Below are 17,774 nucleotides of genomic sequence, written 5' to 3' on the forward strand. Positions count from 1 at the left end.
TGTCTTACCTCCTTCTATATTAAACGTATATAAGGGAATTCCTGAATGTTTTCCAATAAGTAAGGCTTCGAGATATCACCATTGGATGCTTTTGTTATTTGCAAATATTGATACGATCCATCCACCCACGTTTTTAATACGCCGTTGCATGAACGTTCCAGAAATGATGCTACATTTATTCCTACTTCCTTAAAATTACACAGCACCAATACCGTCATCCCTTTTGACCTTGCATTTGCTGTTTCTGCTGCAAAATGTCTTAAAACATAGTCCGTTCCACGTTCATTAATGATTGCATTTAAATCGTAATAAATAAACCAGCTCTTTTCGTTTTTTAAATCTGAATTAATCTTTGGATATAACTCGTAATTCAGGAAATGATTATATTTTTCATTATCCAAATCATTCACATGAAAGACTGCATTCGCCCAATCTTCAGAGATCGGACGGTTATAATGTTCAATAAAGAACATTTTCTTTTCTTTTATCACCTTATTTAAGTCTACTCGATGAAGGTTCAAAAGGGCTGCCAGTTCCCCAATGGATTGTACACTGGAAAGAATCGTTAACAGATAATCATCCGCTTTTATCCGCTCAGCCAAAATGGATGTAATGATGTTGCGATAATTTGCTTTACTGTTCGTATCAAGCATATAGATATTTCCTCGATCCAAACCACCGCCTAAAATATTATCAAGCGACGCAATTCCTGTTTTTAAGCGTAAATCTGATTGTGAATCGTGACTATCAGCAACTGTTCTGCTGGCAAGTACGACATAGATTCCTTTTTCGGTAATACGATAAATATGCTCTCCCTCAAGAATGCTGCTGCCTCTCATTTTTAATACTTCCAATGTTCGTTGACGAAATAACTGTAAATGCTCTTTTAAAGATAACCGAATAAGTCCATCAAAAATAAAATGTTCAAATGGCACATGCTCCGCATTAAGGTCAGATTGCTCTTGAATAAGCAGTGAAGTAAGCTTGAACTTGCGTAAAATATTTCGTAAAGTGTATAAAATCTCACGCCCTTTTATTTCACTATTCCTATTCAAAAATTTTAGTAGACTAATACTGTCAATTACAATCCGCTTGCAATTAATCTCATTTACCATTTGTTCAAATAACCCATTTGGTGTCAACATTTGCCCGATTAACGTTTCCGGGGAAAGAGAGATGACCCGCAATTGGTTTTGTCTCTCTAATGCTTGTAAATCCCAACCAAAATGTTTCATGTCAGTATAAATTTGTTCAGGAAATTCTTCAAAGGTTATAAATATCCCGTTTTCATTATATTGCTTAATCCCATTATAAAGAAATTGGATACCAAGTGTCGTTTTTCCAGTTCCAGGTGCCCCTTCCACAATGATTGCCGATCCTGTAGGAAGGCCGCCTCCCAAAATACTGTCTAAACCGTTTATTCCTGTAGCTGATAGCATTGATATCCCCCTTTTCTGTTTCCAGTTTTATGTACTAGTAAAGGAATAGGGATGATATTCCATATCTTATACCAGGAATATACAAATACATATCCCCTACCATTCCTATTTATTTCTATACCCTTAATGAAAGGACTTTAACTGTTTATCTATGAATCCATACAAACAACTTTATCAGGTATGCTATAATTAAGTATTATGTATAACGAGGTGAATGCAAAATGATCAAAGTAAAAATGAACGTACAAACTGCATACCACGGAGATTTGCTTCGGGCAGGCAAAGTTTATGAAGTTGAAGAAACGATTGCTAAACGTTGGATTGCTAGCAAATTAGCAGAAGAAATAAAGGAAGAAAATTAACGACAAAACACTACAATTTTTGTATAGACTGAACTGTTCAAATGGAATATACTATGAACAAAGGGAGGTGAAATAAATGAGTCAAGAGGAATTTAATCATTTAGTAAAACGTTTCGATAAGCTCGAAGACATGATGGCACAGCTAATTAATACCGTGGGAAATGTCATGGAAGAACAGACTTCTATGAAAGGAGAAATTAGCTCCATTAAAGATGGGCAAGCTTCTATGAAAGGAGAAATTAGTTCCATTAAAGATGGACAAGCTTCTATGAAGGAAGAGAATGAAACCCGCCACCAGGAGGTCATGGAACAGTTAAATAAACTTAAAGCTGATCAAGATCTCATTTGGGATAAATCTACCAAAAATGAACGGGAGATTGGAATTGTCAAAAAGCTATACGATTTTTAAACTGCTTGAAACTAACAAATCTTTCCTTTCATAGCTCATCGTATCTAACTTCACCGTATTTTACTCCAGGATAAATATAAGGCTACCTTAATTAGATTAAGGTAGCCTTATTACTCTATCTATTCGCAAAAAATTCTTCTGCTTCTTCCAGGTATTTCTCCTGATTCGGTGTTAGATCATATTCTTCCTCAATTGCAGAAACCGGACAAACCGCTTTACATGCCCCACAGTCAATACAAATATCGGGATCTATGTAAAACTGCTTTACACCTTCTTCTATACAATCAACCGGGCAGACACTGACACACTCGCCAGCCTTTTCTCCCTGGCACGCATCCAAAATTACAAAAGCCATCTATATTTACCCCCTTAAAAGCTAAAGCATTACTCAATTAAATGATAATGCTTTAACCCCTGGAAGTAAACCTTTTGACTCAAATTTACATTTTTTATACGTGCACACTTACACCCGGTCCAAATGGAATTCCAAGGAAGTAGAATACCAATAACATAATGGTAAAAGCAATCAGGAAGAAGATGGTGTATGGAAGCATTAAGGCGATTAATGTACCAATTCCAGCCTTCTTATCATACTGCTTAACAAAACTAAGAACAATAATCAGATACGGGTTCATCGGTGTTATAACGTTGGTAGATGAATCCGCAATACGATAGGCCGCCTGAACAAACGCAGGACTGTAACCCAAATAATAAAACATCGGGATAAATATTGGTGCTTCCAGTGCCCATTGAGCTGACCCACTAAAAATAAACAGATTTAAGATTGCTGTAAATAACACAAAACCGATAATAACAACGATGCCTGTCAAGCCTATGGATTCAAGGATATTTGCTCCACTGATGGCAATCCATGCTCCCATATTGGTCCAGCCAAAATAGGCAATGAACTGGGAAGCAGCAAACACGAGTACGATAAATCCGGACAAGTCCTTCATCGCTTCTCCCATATGGGAACCAATATCTTTGGAACTTGTAATTTTCTTTACTGTTACCCCATAGGTAACACCTGCAATAATAAAGAGAAATAGAATTAGCGGAACAATTCCCGATAAGAATGGTGAAGGAATAATTCCCCCTTCTTCATTTGTTAGTGGGGAATTAGGAATTAGAATTGCTACAATCAGTACTGCAATATATGTCATACTGGCTAATACAGCATTACGTAACCCTCTCATTTCCAATGCAGTTGTTTCTTTTACAATTTCTCCAACGGCACCTTCATATTTGCCAAGCCTCGGCTCGACAATTTTTTCCGTTACTACCCCTCCAATGATGGTTAATAGAACAACACAGGCAAGCATGAAATACCAGTTATCAACCGGAGTAACAAAAAGCTCTGTGTTGACTGTTTGTATTGCTTCGGTAGAAATACCTGAAAGCAATGCATCTGTACCAGTAATCATGAAGTTTGCGGTAAATCCGGCACCAACACCACCAAATCCAGCAGCCAGACCTGCCAAAGGATGACGCCCAATATTATAGAAAACCATAGCTGCAAGTGGCGGTACAATTACAAATGCAGCATCTGAAGCTATGTTTCCCAGAATACCAGTAAATACGACAGCATATGTTACAAGAGATTTGGGAGCCTTTAATATTGTACTCTTAATCCCGGTTTCCAGGAGTCCCACTTTATCAGCAAGCCCGATTCCAAGCATCATAGCAAGTATGACACCCAACGGTGCGAATCCGACAAAATTATCAAGCATCGATGTTAGAATATATTGCAGACCTTCTGCTGAGACTAAACTTTTAATTGCAAGTTCTTCCGCCTCGCCTGGCAATGTGAACGTAACATCAAATAGAGAGATGATCCACGAAGCAACGATAACAAATGCAGCAAGTAATATAAATAATATAAACGGATCTGGCAACTTATTCCCTACTGTTTCAATTCCATTTAAAAAACGGGCCATTCCTGTCTTTTTTTCCTTTGCAGCCATTTTTTTCATCCCTTTCTTTTTCCCTCATAGTTTAATTATCTGTTAGAGAACTTGGTATACGCCTAGCCTTTGGGCGGATGCCTTAATTGCACTTATCCAAGTAAGAAAGTTTATATTTTCTTACTTGCTAAAACAAAACACTCTTCGTGGCCTTCCGCGAACTCCGGATTGTATTTCACCGCATTGTTCGATAATTCCAGCCCTTTCCAGAAGGGTTACAATTCTCCGGCCGTTTCTATCTGTACTTTGCAACCATCTTGATACATCCTGTGAAGTGAACTCGGGACGGTTGTACTGCCTCGAGTAAGCTGTGATTTTTGAAACTACTCCTGGACTGACGCCACTATTTTGTATTTTTTGCTTCCACTCATCTCCAAGCTCAATCGTTTTATAAGCTATCGTTTCATTTTGAGCATTTTTTGTCGTTATTTTCTGATCTTCATCAATGATGATAATCGATGTTGCCTCTCCTTCTTGTTGATTATGGAAGCCATTTCTCACATTTTGTTCAGCCTGTGATACTGTCTCACCGAAACCAATAGAAATCATCAGCTTGATATTTTCCTGTTCCTTGATATCATCTATACATGCAAACAGCTCAGATTCCACATGTGCATCGATCTCCCCACGGGTCGTGAATATGAAAAATAATCCATCACCTATCTGCATTAATGAACCATTAACCTTTTCAGCCACGCGCAGTAGAGATCGTCTTAATTCCAGTTCTTTATGCTTTATTTTAAACGAATAATTTATTTCCTCTTCATTCGTATTGAATTCCACCTTACATCCAACTACTGCCATTTGAGCGTTTTTATAACGTGAGGATCGCGCTCGCTCAATTAATAGTCGAAAGGATTGCTCAATAGATAAATAGGAAGGAGTCACCCTGTAGACTGGAATTCCAATCTTTTTCAATGCGGAATAGGTTGCATTTATAAACGTTATGGCAACTTCTGATTCTCCCTGTTCATACAGCGCTTGATGGAAAGCTACCTGTTCCTCATGATCCAAATAGCTTTGAAACGGACGATTTCGATACTTTATATCATCCAGCTTGTAATAGGATACTATTTTTTTAATTTCCTCATTTGTGATTGTATCCATGCTTATCTTTTTATACACCATGTTTGCTTCCAGCTGGGCTTCCAGCAATGTGCCAAAAAACGTTGAGCCATTCATATTCGGGTAAATGGCATTGGCAGAGGTAAATAGTCTTTTTTCGAGTGCATAGGAATAATTCATTATTCCCGAAAAAAACCATTGATCATATCGAAGAGAATTTTTCTTTATAATTAAAGGAATATCTTCCAGTTTTTCATAAATGAAAGGTACGATGTGTGTATCGTCAAATTCCTTGGCAACCGACATAATTTGCTTTACAGAGTCGGCTGGTCCAATCACGCCAATTCTCACTTTCATATTAGTCCCCCATTTCTCTCTTGAGGAATTCCGCAATAACCTTCGTTCCCTTTTCGAGGTTTTCAATGGAAGTATGTTCGGCTGGGTGGTGACTGATACCGTCTTTACAAGGGATGAAAATCAATCCTGATGGCCATTTGGCGGCCATATTCATGACATCATGTCCAGCGCCACTATTCATGGAAAGGCTTTTGTAACCAATCGATTCACTCGCCTGGAGTAATTTATCATGCATGGATTTATCTAGCATGACAGAGTCGTTGTCAACGAGTGTGGAAACTTCAATCCCCACCCCCGCCATGGCTTCCAATTCCGTACAATAGTTTTTGATATCTTTAGCAAAATTTCGTTTTAGTAGATCATCAACACTACGAATATCAATTCCAAGTTCAACTTCACCTGGAATAACATTCATCGCATTCGGCTTAAGACGAATAGTACTTACGGTTGCAACCAATGGATGCTCGCTATGTTCATTTACCTTTAAAGCTTCTTCTTGAACAAACGTCACGAGTGGGGCAATTGCTGCAAATGCATCTTTTCTTCGATTCATTGGAGTAGTTCCAGTATGGTTTGCCATACCTTTTGCCGTTACTTTCAATCTGACTGGACAGGAGATTCCTTTAACAATTCCAATCGATGCGCCTGTGTTTTCCAATTCCATGCCCTGCTCAATATGCAGTTCAAAAAAACTTTCCAGCTTTTCTACTGGAATGGCAGCCTGATCGATTGTATTAAAATTAATTCCATAAGCTGTGATCGCCTGTTCTATCGAAATTCCGTCACGGTCTTTTATTGCCGCCAGTTCCTGCTTATCCAGCATTCCGGAAATGGCTTTGCTCCCGATGGTTGAAACTCCGAAGCGGGCTGACTCTTCAGAGATAAAACAAATTACTGCTATATTCTTCGTTGATTCAAACTTACTTGCCTGTAATTCCTTTACGGCTGCCAATGCGGTTAGAACACCTGCAGTACCATCATAACCCCCACCTGTATCAACTGTGTCTAAATGAGACCCTAAAGCAATCGTTGGAGCCGAGTCATCAACTTTCCAGAGGGCCCACATATTTCCTGCAGCGTCTTGGTGTACATGCAAATCAAGTTCCTTGGCAACTTTCCCAAATTGAACATGTGCATCCTTTTCCTCTTTGGTATAACTGAGTCTGCTGAAACCTGCTGGTAATTCCATTGTGTCCGTTACATTCAGCTGAAGCAATTTTTCTTCAAGCCACGAACTCAAACTAGTCAATTTGCGAGCCTCCCTCGATTATTTTCACAAATGTTTCCAGCGCAACTGGTAAAGCACCTTCCTGAAAATCGAATGCTGGATTATGATGCGGGTACTTTAATTCTGTTCCGAATAACATGTAGGTAGCTTTCCCACCATGTTTCTGTACGCGATTCATCATAAAACTTGCATCCTCAGATCCCGAAACTTGTGCAACAGGCAGAACTTCTTTTACATATTCACTGGACTCACAAGCTCTCTTTATCGTATGGATAAGCTCCTCACTACAAATCATTTCTTCTGTAACGCCTACAGGTGTGATCTCACAAGTAACCTGGTGCATATCTGCCGCTGCCTTTATGATACGTGCTGCTTCGTTCAGCATATAAATATTGATTTCCTGTGTTTCACCGCGGGTTTCGATTTCCATATAAGCATCACCTGGTATAATATTTCTTCCACTTCCAGCAACCATTTTTCCAACATTTATTCGAGTAATCCCCTCACTATGCCTTGGAATAGCATAGAGATTTGTTGCTGCAGCAGATGCAGCAAGCAGTGCATTTCTGCCTAATTCCGGGTTCATTCCAGCATGTGAGGAAACTCCAGTAAACGTAACATTAATTTTGGAAGAGGCGAGGAACCCTTTTGTCGTTGCAGCAATGGTTCCAACAGGTAAAGACTGAATTCCGATATGTCCACTATAGAAATAATCGACATCATCTAGCCATCCTTTTTCCGTCATCGCCTTGGCACCTCTGCCACCTTCTTCAGCTGGTTGGAAAAAAAGCGTAAACTTTCCTTTTACAGCTTCTTGATGTTCGGAAATATATGTGGCAACTCCCAAACCAATGGTCATATGGCCATCATGTCCACAGGCATGCATAACAGCATTATTTACAGAAAGAAATCCTTCCTTGGAAGGGATATGTGCTCCATCTAGTGTTTCCTTAATTGGCAATGCATCAATATCGAAACGAAATGCAACATGGTCTCCAGCTTTTCCCGTATCCCATGTTGCTACAAGACCTGTTAGTCCTCCCTGCATTTTTCTAAGCCACGATTCCTCTACTCCAGCTTCTGCCGCCTCTTTTTCATGAGCAGCAAGATCTTCCTCTTTCGGAATCCCCAATCTGGCATCACGATCCATTGCTTCTTCCCCAATATGAATGGTAAACCCAAGACTTTCCAGTTCCTTACCAAGTCGATATGTCGTTACATATTCCATAAAGCCCAATTCTGGGTATTGGTGAAACGAGCGGCGCCATGAAATCAACTTGGCTTCGATACCTTTCACAAAATCCGTCATGATCTCACCCTCCATTCAGTTCATTTAAGGCATCTATCGCAATTTGCACGAGTAGTTTTGTGCCATCAGGCAATGCACGCTCATTCAATTTAAAATTCGCGTCATGCAGTGGTGCCTGAATTTCCTTATCCTCTATTTGTGCTCCAAGCCATACAAACGCACCTGGATATTTTTGTAAAAATCGTCCAAAATCCTCACCTGCAAGCGATGGGTTATACGCAGGGGTGGCCGTCTTTCCAATCACCTTTTGTGCGGATTGTCTAGCAAGCTGTGCCCATCTTGGTGTGTTGATTGTAGCAGGGTAGCCATCCATATATTCAATTACTGCTTTGGCGCCAAAGGCCTCGGCAATTTGCGTAGTAATTTGGAAGAATCGTTCTTTTAATTTCTCCCTGATCTCCGAATTGTACGTACGAATGGATCCTTGCAAGGTCACTTCTCTCGGTATAATATTCGGCACGCTACCTGCTTCAATCATACTGATCGTAACAACACTTGCTTCCATCGGATCGAGGTTTCTGCTTACAATTGTTTGTAATGCAGTAATTAAATGACCAGCAGCTACTACTGCATCACTTGTCTGATGCGGCATACTTGCATGACCGCCCCTGCCTTCCAATATTATTTTAAAACGATCAGAGGCACCCATCACTTCGCTGTCATGAACACCGACTGCTCCTGTGGGAATATATGGCCATATATGTTGCCCAAATATTGCATCTGGCTTGTACATATCAAAAACGCCATCTTCCATCATGACACTTGCTCCACCGATCGGCGAATCCTCTTCAGCAGGTTGGAATACAAGCAGAACCGTTCCTTGAATCTCTTGCTCCATTTGTTTCAATATATATCCGGATCCAAGCAGCATGGCGGTATGTGCATCATGACCACAGGCATGCATCACATTTGGATGTTTCGAAATAAATGTATCGTCGTTTAATTCCTGTATTGGCAAAGCATCGATATCCGCACGTAATGCAACGGTTTTTCCCGGTTTTTTTCCTTGAATAATGCCAAGCACACCATGGGTAGCAAATCCGGTTTCAAAATGAATGCCATATTCGGTTAATTTTTGTTGAATATAAGCAGATGTATCTTTTTCATGATTACTTAATTCCGGATATTGATGGATGTGCCGGCGCATTGCAATCACTTCATCTTTTATCTGATTCATGTATGTCTCTATCTCTTGTTGCATATAATACCCTCCATAAAGATACTTCCTTTATTAACGGAATTTTTCCTTAAATAGTCCTTTAAATGAATTATATAGAAAGTTGATTCACTTGTATATAACTTTTTAGAAAATTATCACTTAACAACCCTAGTAAAATTATGGGAATAGATTTTTGGTTTATGTCAAACAAATCTGGGAAGAAAATATATGTAGTTACTTGGAAAAGGAGATTGTTAAAATGAGAACCTATCGTGTTACACCAAATGTAGATGCATCCGCATGGTTTGTGAAATTGGAGGATGTTGCACCTGAAGAAGTATACGATACAAAGACGGAAGCGATTGAAGTTGCAGAACAGCTAGCGAAGGAAAATACTCCAAGTTTGCTAAAAATACTTGATAAAGACCATCATGTAATTGAAGAAAAACGATACAAAGGATTATAGGATGCCTCTAATGAGGTGTCCTTTTTCATGTGTATGCTCTCTTCAATACCTTCTTCCTTTCGAAAAAAAGAAGGAAACCCCATCATTCATGAGATTTCCTCTACCATCTATTTTTTCAGTTTTGCCAATGCTTCAGCAAGTGCATTATTTGTAAATCCATCATCCTGTTTCTTCATATACTTGTTTACATCTTGTTTTGAGACTTTATGTTTCTTCTCTTTTTGTTTCCGGGCATTGAATGTGGAAAGTTTCTCCCTGTGTCCACATTTGCATGTAAACATTTGGCCTTCTCCTTCACCACGGAGCTCCAAGCGCTTATGACAATTCGGACAGCGCGCATTCGTTTGTTTGGCAATATTCTTCTTCGCCCCACATGAACGGTCCTGACAGACAAGCTTACGTCCATGCTTATTATTGATTTCAAGCATGAGCTTCCCACAATTCGGACATTTTGTACCTGTCATATTATCATGCTTAAACTTTTCATCGCTGTTTTTAATCTCGTTAACCGCTTCTTTTGTATAATCTTTAATTTCAGCAATAAATTTTCCTTTTTTTAATTTTCCTTCTGCAATAAGGGCAAGCTTTTTCTCCCATTGGGCAGTTAATGCCGGTGAGCGTAAATCCTCCGGAACCAAGTCCAGCAGTTGACGACCTGTTGAGGTTAAATAAATATATTTGCCCTTCTGCTCCATGTACATATTGTTAAAAAGCTTTTCAATGACATCAGCACGTGTAGCAACCGTTCCAATACCACCTGTTTTGTTGATTGTAGTTGCCAAATGCTTTTCATCCGAACTCATATAGCGGACTGGGTTTTCCATTGCTTGCAGTAAAGCACCCTCCGTAAAGCGCTCCGGTGGTTTCGTTTCACCTTCCGTAAGTGAAATCCGTACACCCGTAAACACATCACCTTTGTTAATGACCGGCAACTGTTGGTCATCACGATCCTCATCATCATTGGTATTATTATAGATTTCTTTCCAGCCTTGTTGTTTAATAACCTTTCCTTTTGCAACAAAGCGTTCGATGCCAATGGAGGCAGTAATCGTTGTTTGTTCGAATTCATGTGGATCCGACAGTACCGCCAGAAATCGTTTAACGACAAGGTCATAGATTTTCCGTTCCCTATCGTCTAAATCCGTTAAAATAACTGCCTGTTCGGTTGGAATAATCGCATGATGATCTGACACCTTCGCATTATCAACGACTGCTTTGGATAGCTTCAAATCTTTTTTCAAAACTTTCGCTGCAGCTTTTGAATACTCATCCACACCACACGCTTTCACACGATCCTTTAATGTTGGAACGATATCCGTTGTTATTACACGAGAATCGGTTCTTGGATAGGTTAGAACCTTATGTTGCTCATAAAGCTTCTGCATGATGGACAATGTCTGTTTTCCAGAGTAATTAAAAATCCGATTTGCATCACGTTGTAACTCTGTTAAATCATATAGCTGCGGTGCAAATTTTTTCTTGTGATTTTTGTCAATTTGTACAACCTTCGCCGCCTCTTTTTTCAACTCACCAAGTAACGCATCTGCTTTCTCCTTGGAAAACATGCGCGAATTATTTTTATCATCCTGCCATACGAGTTTAAATCCTTTATCTGTTTTTGCTTCCAGCCCATAAAATTTCCGAGGTTTAAATTCTTTTATTTCCTGTTCCTTTATAGCAATCATTGCCAGTGTCGGGGTTTGCACACGACCACTGGAAAGCTGTGCATTATGCCTTGTCGTTAATGCACGCGTTGCATTTAGTCCGACATACCAATCAGCTTCCGAACGCGCCACAGCAGATTCATATAAATTGATATAATTTTCCCCAGGCTTCAGGTTTTGGAATCCATCACGAATCGCTTTATCGGTAACCGATGATATCCACAAGCGGTTGATAGGCTTTTTCACCCGTACTTTTTCCAAGATCCATCTGGCTACCAGTTCACCTTCACGTCCTGCATCCGTTGCAATGACAATTTCACTAACGTCATTACGAGTCAACTGTGTCTTAACAGCACTAAATTGTTTCCCCGTCTTTTTAATAACCACGAGTCGTAAATCCGTCGGAAGCATTGGCAAGTCTTCCATACGCCAAGTTTTATATTTGTCATCATACGTTTCCGGGTCTGCCAATGTAACCAAATGTCCAAGTGCCCATGTAACGATATATTTCGAGCCTTCCAGATAGCCATTTCCTTTTTTGGTGCACCCAAGTACCCTTGCGATATCACGGCCAACGGATGGTTTTTCAGCTAAAACAACTATTTTACTCATTATCTTAAATCCTCTCTTCTATTACATCTACTGTTACTTTATCATAATTGACCACAATCGTGCAGTAATCAATTGTAATCACACGGAATGCCTGGATTCCATATTATAATCTAGAAACCTTGAAGAGGATGTTCATGATGCTAATATATACTGGGTTGTTATTATTGGTTATAGCAGTTAGTTTGGATGGGTTCGGTGTTGGAATTACCTATGGTATCCAGAAAATAAAAGTTCCAATTATAGCTTTACTGATTATCATGATTTGCTCTGGAATTATTGTTTATACATCCATGGTTATTGGTGATTTATTAAGCATATTCATCTCCAAGGAATCGGCAAAAATTCTCGGAGGGACGATTTTAATTTCATTAGGCTTGTTTTCTTTCGTGAATATTATACGTTCCAGGTTGAAAAAGCCACGGACAGATTCACCGGAAAAGATAGCAACGACAAAGATTCATGATTTAAAAACGGTTATAACTACTCCCGATAATGCTGATTTGGATCGGTCTGGTATTATATCCGCTGGTGAGGCCTTTTTACTTGGGCTGGCACTTGCTTTGGATGCATTTGGAGCTGGAATAGGAGCTTCCATGCTCGGATATTCTCCATTTCTCACAGCATTTCTGACTGCGTGTATGAGTGGCTTCTTCTTGTACTTCGGTATGAAATTAGGGATTTTTCTATCAAGAAATGAAAAACTGCAGCAATTAACGCTTTTGCCACCAGCTTTATTGATTGGGATTGGGATATTGAATTTAATTTAAGAGAATGGTAAGTGGATTGGCAGAGTCACAAGCTCAGCCCGGTTTGCGTTAGTGGTTTAAGGTAGGGCTTCTCCTTATTCCGCGGATTTTTCTATATATCCGCCAATTCGTGAGTTTTATCCGCGGATACGGGGATATATCCGCGGATTCACACCATTTTTCCGCGAATCGCCCGCTTTTTCGATTAGGCCGCGCTATGCAGCCTGATCCTTTTATAATGCTTTAACTTGCCCACCATCGATAATTAATGATTGGCCCGTGATATACGTATTTGCTCCGGATGCCAGAAAGACAACAGCTTTTGCAAATTCTTCCGGCTGACCATAACGTTTCATCGGAATTTTTTGTTCCGCTTCTTCCATTAAACTTTCCATAGAGACATTTTGTTTCTGAGATTTCGCTTGATTCAACTCAAGAATTCGTCCCGTCTCAATCGTACCTGGACCAACTGTATTTACCAAAATATTATCCGAACCCAGTTCTTGGGCTAATGTTTTGGCAAGGCCAACAATTCCAGGGCGCATCGTATTCGATAATACTAATTGGTCCAAACTCTGTTTAATGGAAGAGGAAGCTAGATTTACAATATGTCCACGGTTCTGTTTTTGCATAATTGGAACGACTGCTCTTGTTGAACGGACAAAGCTGAGCAGATTTAATTCAAATGCATGGTACCAGTCTTCATCGGTCATATCCATAAAGTTTCCTGAAGGTGGTCCCCCCGCATTGTTAATCAGTACATCAACAGTACCATTCCAGGCTACTGCCTTTTCAACCAACTGCATAATATCATCAGCGTTTTTCATGTCACATACCACAAAATCAATTTGTTCATTTCCAGTCTCCTGTATGATTTCCTTCACAGTTGTATGTAATAACTCTTCTGAACGGCTGCTGATTAAAACATGTGCACCTTCCCTTGCAAATTCAGTTGCAATTGCTTTTCCAAGTCCTTTACTTGCTGCTGTTACGATAACTGACTTTCCCTTTAGCTCCAATTCCATCTAAAACACTCATTTCTTTTTTTCTTCATTATAACAAAAATTCTGGTAAGCATAGTTAGATACTTGAAAAAGAGATACAAAAACCCGAAGATGTAGCATCTCCGGGTTCCATCGTTAAAAAAATAGTATTTTAAATTTAGATTAGATCATGGAAAGTATTAATCCGATAACAACAATAGCTCCAATAATCATTAATATGGTACGTATCATATAATGTTCATCCTCTCCTGCAATAACTGTTTCGATTTGGTATATATATAAGATACCCCAATTATAAAGAATGAAAACATATGCAACTATGAAATCAGATTTAGCAGGATAGTAAGAGTTACAATACTTATCAACGTAGATATAAGCGTGATACTTGAAACCAATTCAGGCTCTGTATCAAACTCAATTGCATACATCGTAGTAGTTGCTGCAGTTGGCATTGCAGAAATAATAATAAGTACCATACCAATAAGTGGATCAACGTTAAACGCTAAAACAAATAGAAATGCAATAATCGGTGCAATCACCATTTTTAATGTAACAGCTGATATGACCACTTGCCAATTAAGCTTCAAACCGGTTATGGATCCAAGCTGCATTCCAAGCATAACCATCATGACCGGAATTGCCGCTTCACCTACCATGGATAATGTAGAATGCACAGATTCTGGAACTGTGATCGAAAAATATTGAAAAATGAAAGCCAAAATTGCTGCATATGTTGTAGGCATCTTCAGTACATTTTCAACAGCACGTCTCATTCCACTTGTGCTTCTTGATGCATAATAAACCCCAAAAAAGTTGTTTTGCAGTGCTTGAACAATCATAATGAAAATTGCATATGGGAGCGCAGTACTTCCTACACTGAAAAGCACCACTGGCAAGCCATAATTACCAGAATTCATAAAACCAGATGCCAGAATGGATGCACTCTCGGTGCTTGGCCCCCATCTAAAGATTTTAGCCAGCATTTTGTTAAAAAAAACCATGATATAAAACAATACAAACATATAAATAAGAATTACTAAAAACCCACTATCAAACTCTGCATCATGTAAAGTAACAAAAATTAATGCTGGGGATAATATGTACAAACAAACAGCCGATACAGACTTCACATCCAATAGTCGAATCCTTTGCAAAATAAAACCCGATGCAAAAACAGCCATGATAGGAAGAATAACATTTAAAAATAAACTCATTTCAACATCTCCATATAGATAATATATTTAGTCTACCATATGGATTCCATAGCCGGCACATCATTTTTATTTGTCCCTCATAAGTCGAATTCAAATTTAAATTTGACAATATAATCATAGTATGATATTATAGTTAAGTTATCAAAGTAACAGTAAGTGATCTGGCATTCTACAACGTTTTTGTTTTTGAAGATGCTTATTCACACTGGCGCGACTAAGGGGTCGCAAGGACGTAAGAGCAGGTAGGGCTTGCGTTGCTTAAGTTTAGAGAACATAGGAAGGCGTAAGCGACCGATTAGCGACGGTCAGATTGAACTGAGCCGTACGAGATAAAACGACTTATCGTACGTAGCTGAAGGAAGTCTCGCAAGTTGCTGGGAGCTGAAGCTGGACAACCAGTGGAACATGTACCGCGGTTAAGTGAAATTTATAATCATGCAAATTTCCCACCCGAAAAAATCGGGATTAAAAAATAATAATCTTATGTGTTACTTTATAAACAAAGGGGTACTCTTTTAGTAAGGGGTACCCCTTTTCCAATTTAATTTACATAATTATATAAATGAAAGAAGGAACATTATGAGCACTTTACCAATAGGTACGATACAACCAATGACAGTCTCCCGTACGATTGATACAGGATATGTCTTAACTAAAGATGGTCACGATGCACTTGTACACCACAATGATACGGAAAGTGAACTTGAAGTTGATGTACAGGTTGATGCTTTTTTATACAATGACAAAAAGGGCAATCTAATTGCAACAACAATTCTTCCAAATGTGTGGATGGATGTTTATGATTGGGCTGAAGTAGTAGAAGTTATGCCGCATCTCGGTGTTTTCGTTAATATTGGGATTGCTAAGGAAATGCTTGTATCCAAAGACGATCTGCCATTTTTTGAAAAAGTATGGCCCAAGCCTGGTGATAAATTATTTGTCACGCTTGGCAAGGACCAAAAAGGCAGATTGCTGGCACTCCCTGCAACCGAAGGAATTGTTGCAAGAGAAGTTGAGTTTGCCACGGAAGAATTAATGAAACAAACAGTAAGTGGTACCGTCTACTTAACAGATAAAGAAGGTTCTGCAATTATAACTACTGACTACCACCGTGGCTTTATTCACCGTACAGAGCGCAAAACGGAACCAAGATTAGGTGAATTCGTACAGGGCAGAGTAATCGATGTGAAGGATGACGGTTCCATAAACGTTTCGCTTCGTCCACTGAAGCAGGATAGCATGGGATCTGATGCAGATGTAATTCTCAAACATTTGGAAGCAAGCGACGGTGTAATGCCTTTTAGTGATAAAAGTGATCCTGAGGATATTCTTGGTACTTTTCAAATAAGCAAAGCAGCTTTTAAACGCGCATTAGGTAGACTGTTCAAAGAAGGAAAAATTGAGCAGCGTGAAGGAAATACGTATCTTAAATAAATAAAGGATATTTTCGTAACTTTTGTTGCTTTTAACCTTAATTTAGGATACGTGCAGTCTTGCTGCCGTCCGGGATCGCTCTGGGCGGATGCGCATCCTTAGGGCACGGCCTCAGCCTCCTCGAGAAACCCACTCTGCGGGGTCTTCGGACACGTGCTTTTCCCGCAGGAGTCACCGCCCGCCGCTCACCCGGACTGGTAAGGCTGTATGACGATATTTTAGCTAGCCCCCGCTAATGTAGTAATCGTCAGCAATCTTCTAACTAAGCTCTGGGAAATATACGGAGACTCCAACGGGAAGAGAGGCATAGGTGAGACACTGAAATGCGTTAGCATGAAGGGGCTCACCAGCCGCCTTAGGATGCGCGAAGTATATTTCCCAGAGCGGTCGCCGAAGTAACTTATCCTAGTTCGCAGTTTATAGATTTCGTGGCAAAAACAACAATTCTTTTCGATGGGACGAGTAACCGCATTTCCACTTTTATAGAAAATAGGCAAAATAAAAAAAGCAGAATCTGTTAATAGATTCTGCTTTTTTAATTAAGCATTCACATTTCTGTAAGCGTCCATAATGGATGTGATAACAAAGCCGATTGCTGCTGCAAATAGAGCTGCTATTCCCCATCCGCCAAAACCTGCTCCAAGTAAGTCTACTTTAGGAGCTAAGGAAGCGACCGCCAGTAATAATAATCCAACAATTACTAAAAAGATATTTGGATAGTAAGGAGAATGTGATTCTTTCCGAGTCATTTTAACAAGAGCAATACCACCAACGACGGTAAGTGCTGTCAAAATTGCCCCAATTGTAATTACTGCCTGTATCATATCTTTCACCCCAGTTAATTAAAATTACACTACTTATAGTCTACAATTGAACGGTGACAAAGTCAATCAGATTCTTATTTTCGAAGCATACGTTCAACCTTTTGACACCGCTTCGTCTACCCTATCTATTTTGTATGGATTCTTCCTACTTGCCCATCTTCCAGCCTTACTTTTATCCCATGTGGATGGAAGTCAGATTTAGTAAGTAAATCTTTCACAACTCCAGCTGTTGTTCTGCCTGTTCGTTGATCTTTTTTTAAAATAATTTCTGCTTCTAGTCCTGGGTGGACATTTTTCCTATATCTTCCATCAATTGTCATTTTCTGTCTCCTATCATTTTCATTCTTTTACCTATTAAACATCTTCTAATTATAACACCTAATATCATAATATCCAATCACACCATCCATTTACAGACAACCGTAATTCATTATATACTTGGTTCACATTCAGCTTGAACATCTGATAGGAATTAGAATTACATAGGATACCCATTACACAACTTCACATTTTTTTGA

At 39.3% G+C, this 17,774-nt stretch carries 17 protein-coding genes; 5 read left to right on the forward strand and 12 right to left on the reverse strand.

Annotation, left to right across the window (positions count from 1 at the left end):
* Positions 1 to 14 precede the first annotated feature (14 nt).
* A complete protein-coding gene (locus ACHABU_RS04895; protein WP_435762872.1) occupies positions 15 to 1,439 on the reverse strand; it encodes an ATPase domain-containing protein in 1,425 nt (474 codons plus the stop codon).
* Positions 1,440 to 1,660: 221 nt separating this feature from the next.
* Between ACHABU_RS04895 and ACHABU_RS04900 the strand changes: the two genes are divergently transcribed.
* Together ACHABU_RS04900 and ACHABU_RS04905 are read left to right on the forward strand one after the other, a co-directional pair.
* Positions 1,661 to 1,801 (forward strand): hypothetical protein, encoded by a 141-nt coding sequence (locus ACHABU_RS04900; RefSeq protein ID WP_435762875.1) that lies wholly within the window; start codon positions 1,661 to 1,663, stop codon positions 1,799 to 1,801.
* A 76-nt stretch (positions 1,802 to 1,877) separates the two neighbouring features.
* Complete coding sequence (locus tag ACHABU_RS04905; RefSeq protein WP_435762878.1) at positions 1,878 to 2,210, forward strand: hypothetical protein; 333 nt, start codon at positions 1,878 to 1,880, stop codon at positions 2,208 to 2,210.
* 115 nt (positions 2,211 to 2,325) lie between these two features.
* On the opposite strand, the gene ACHABU_RS04910 is transcribed toward ACHABU_RS04905, so the two are convergent.
* The 6 genes from ACHABU_RS04910 to ACHABU_RS04935 all read right to left on the reverse strand — a co-directional run bounded on the left by ACHABU_RS04910 (position 2,326) and on the right by ACHABU_RS04935 (position 9,334).
* Positions 2,326 to 2,565, reverse strand: a complete 240-nt coding sequence (locus tag ACHABU_RS04910; protein WP_435762880.1) for a DUF362 domain-containing protein — start codon at positions 2,563 to 2,565, stop codon at positions 2,326 to 2,328.
* A 94-nt stretch (positions 2,566 to 2,659) separates the two neighbouring features.
* The gene (locus ACHABU_RS04915) at positions 2,660 to 4,174 is read right to left on the reverse strand and encodes an AbgT family transporter (RefSeq protein ID WP_435762886.1); all 1,515 of its coding nucleotides are present in this window, start codon (positions 4,172 to 4,174) and stop codon (positions 2,660 to 2,662) included.
* A gap of 120 nt (positions 4,175 to 4,294) precedes the next feature.
* Positions 4,295 to 5,596, reverse strand: coding sequence for a hypothetical protein (locus tag ACHABU_RS04920; RefSeq protein WP_435762888.1), 1,302 nt, complete (start codon positions 5,594 to 5,596; stop codon positions 4,295 to 4,297).
* A gap of 1 nt (position 5,597) precedes the next feature.
* Positions 5,598 to 6,845 (reverse strand): M20 family metallo-hydrolase, encoded by a 1,248-nt coding sequence (locus ACHABU_RS04925; RefSeq protein WP_435762891.1) that lies wholly within the window; start codon positions 6,843 to 6,845, stop codon positions 5,598 to 5,600.
* Complete coding sequence (locus ACHABU_RS04930) at positions 6,838 to 8,133, reverse strand: amidohydrolase (RefSeq protein WP_435762893.1); 1,296 nt, start codon at positions 8,131 to 8,133, stop codon at positions 6,838 to 6,840. Before ACHABU_RS04930 ends, ACHABU_RS04925 begins: the two co-directional genes overlap by 8 nt.
* 4 nt (positions 8,134 to 8,137) lie before the next feature.
* The gene (locus ACHABU_RS04935; RefSeq protein ID WP_435762895.1) at positions 8,138 to 9,334 is read right to left on the reverse strand and encodes a M20 metallopeptidase family protein; all 1,197 of its coding nucleotides are present in this window, start codon (positions 9,332 to 9,334) and stop codon (positions 8,138 to 8,140) included.
* 217 nt (positions 9,335 to 9,551) lie between these two features.
* Here ACHABU_RS04935 and ACHABU_RS04940 point away from each other — a divergent pair, with 217 nt between their 5' ends.
* Complete coding sequence (locus ACHABU_RS04940; protein ID WP_435762897.1) at positions 9,552 to 9,758, forward strand: DUF2188 domain-containing protein; 207 nt, start codon at positions 9,552 to 9,554, stop codon at positions 9,756 to 9,758.
* Between the two features lie 107 nt (positions 9,759 to 9,865).
* Here ACHABU_RS04940 and ACHABU_RS04945 read toward each other — a convergent pair whose 3' ends face one another.
* A complete protein-coding gene (locus tag ACHABU_RS04945; protein WP_435762900.1) occupies positions 9,866 to 12,034 on the reverse strand; it encodes a DNA topoisomerase III in 2,169 nt (722 codons plus the stop codon).
* Positions 12,035 to 12,168: 134 nt separating this feature from the next.
* Between ACHABU_RS04945 and ytaF the strand changes: the two genes are divergently transcribed.
* Entirely contained in the window at positions 12,169 to 12,801 is a 633-nt protein-coding gene (gene ytaF / locus ACHABU_RS04950; protein ID WP_435762902.1) for a sporulation membrane protein YtaF, read from the forward strand.
* 212 nt (positions 12,802 to 13,013) lie between these two features.
* Here ytaF and ACHABU_RS04955 read toward each other — a convergent pair whose 3' ends face one another.
* Positions 13,014 to 13,805 carry an SDR family oxidoreductase gene (locus tag ACHABU_RS04955; RefSeq protein ID WP_435762904.1) on the reverse strand — a complete coding sequence of 264 codons (792 nt, stop codon included), beginning with the start codon at positions 13,803 to 13,805 and terminating at the stop codon, positions 13,014 to 13,016.
* Positions 13,806 to 14,101: 296 nt separating this feature from the next.
* A complete protein-coding gene (locus ACHABU_RS04960) occupies positions 14,102 to 14,998 on the reverse strand; it encodes an AEC family transporter (protein WP_435762907.1) in 897 nt (298 codons plus the stop codon).
* Between the two features lie 579 nt (positions 14,999 to 15,577).
* On the opposite strand from ACHABU_RS04960, the gene ACHABU_RS04965 reads away from it, so the two are divergent.
* Entirely contained in the window at positions 15,578 to 16,432 is an 855-nt protein-coding gene (locus ACHABU_RS04965; protein ID WP_435762910.1) for a CvfB family protein, read from the forward strand.
* A gap of 539 nt (positions 16,433 to 16,971) precedes the next feature.
* On the opposite strand, the gene ACHABU_RS04970 is transcribed toward ACHABU_RS04965, so the two are convergent.
* Together ACHABU_RS04970 and ACHABU_RS04975 are read right to left on the reverse strand one after the other, a co-directional pair.
* Positions 16,972 to 17,256 (reverse strand): hypothetical protein, encoded by a 285-nt coding sequence (locus ACHABU_RS04970; protein ID WP_435762912.1) that lies wholly within the window; start codon positions 17,254 to 17,256, stop codon positions 16,972 to 16,974.
* A 125-nt stretch (positions 17,257 to 17,381) separates the two neighbouring features.
* A complete protein-coding gene (locus ACHABU_RS04975; protein ID WP_379496441.1) occupies positions 17,382 to 17,576 on the reverse strand; it encodes a YwbE family protein in 195 nt (64 codons plus the stop codon).
* Positions 17,577 to 17,774: the final 198 nt, after the last annotated feature.

The organism is Oceanobacillus sp. CF4.6 (assembly GCF_051262635.1).
GTDB lineage: Bacteria > Bacillota > Bacilli > Bacillales > Amphibacillaceae > Oceanobacillus.

Coding starts and splice junctions, on each gene's coding strand:
- ACHABU_RS04975 (WP_379496441.1), bottom strand. CDS start 17,576: ATGACAATTGATGGAAGATATAGGAAAAATGTCCACCCAGGACTAGAA.
- ytaF (WP_435762902.1), top strand. CDS start 12,169: ATGATGCTAATATATACTGGGTTGTTATTATTGGTTATAGCAGTTAGT.
- ACHABU_RS04955 (WP_435762904.1), bottom strand. CDS start 13,805: ATGGAATTGGAGCTAAAGGGAAAGTCAGTTATCGTAACAGCAGCAAGT.
- ACHABU_RS04915 (WP_435762886.1), bottom strand. CDS start 4,174: ATGGCTGCAAAGGAAAAAAAGACAGGAATGGCCCGTTTTTTAAATGGA.
- ACHABU_RS04910 (WP_435762880.1), bottom strand. CDS start 2,565: ATGGCTTTTGTAATTTTGGATGCGTGCCAGGGAGAAAAGGCTGGCGAG.
- ACHABU_RS04920 (WP_435762888.1), bottom strand. CDS start 5,596: ATGAAAGTGAGAATTGGCGTGATTGGACCAGCCGACTCTGTAAAGCAA.
- ACHABU_RS04935 (WP_435762895.1), bottom strand. CDS start 9,334: ATGCAACAAGAGATAGAGACATACATGAATCAGATAAAAGATGAAGTG.
- ACHABU_RS04940 (WP_435762897.1), top strand. CDS start 9,552: ATGAGAACCTATCGTGTTACACCAAATGTAGATGCATCCGCATGGTTT.
- ACHABU_RS04930 (WP_435762893.1), bottom strand. CDS start 8,133: ATGACGGATTTTGTGAAAGGTATCGAAGCCAAGTTGATTTCATGGCGC.
- ACHABU_RS04960 (WP_435762907.1), bottom strand. CDS start 14,998: ATGAGTTTATTTTTAAATGTTATTCTTCCTATCATGGCTGTTTTTGCA.
- ACHABU_RS04945 (WP_435762900.1), bottom strand. CDS start 12,034: ATGAGTAAAATAGTTGTTTTAGCTGAAAAACCATCCGTTGGCCGTGAT.
- ACHABU_RS04965 (WP_435762910.1), top strand. CDS start 15,578: ATGAGCACTTTACCAATAGGTACGATACAACCAATGACAGTCTCCCGT.
- ACHABU_RS04905 (WP_435762878.1), top strand. CDS start 1,878: ATGAGTCAAGAGGAATTTAATCATTTAGTAAAACGTTTCGATAAGCTC.
- ACHABU_RS04970 (WP_435762912.1), bottom strand. CDS start 17,256: ATGATACAGGCAGTAATTACAATTGGGGCAATTTTGACAGCACTTACC.
- ACHABU_RS04895 (WP_435762872.1), bottom strand. CDS start 1,439: ATGCTATCAGCTACAGGAATAAACGGTTTAGACAGTATTTTGGGAGGC.
- ACHABU_RS04900 (WP_435762875.1), top strand. CDS start 1,661: ATGATCAAAGTAAAAATGAACGTACAAACTGCATACCACGGAGATTTG.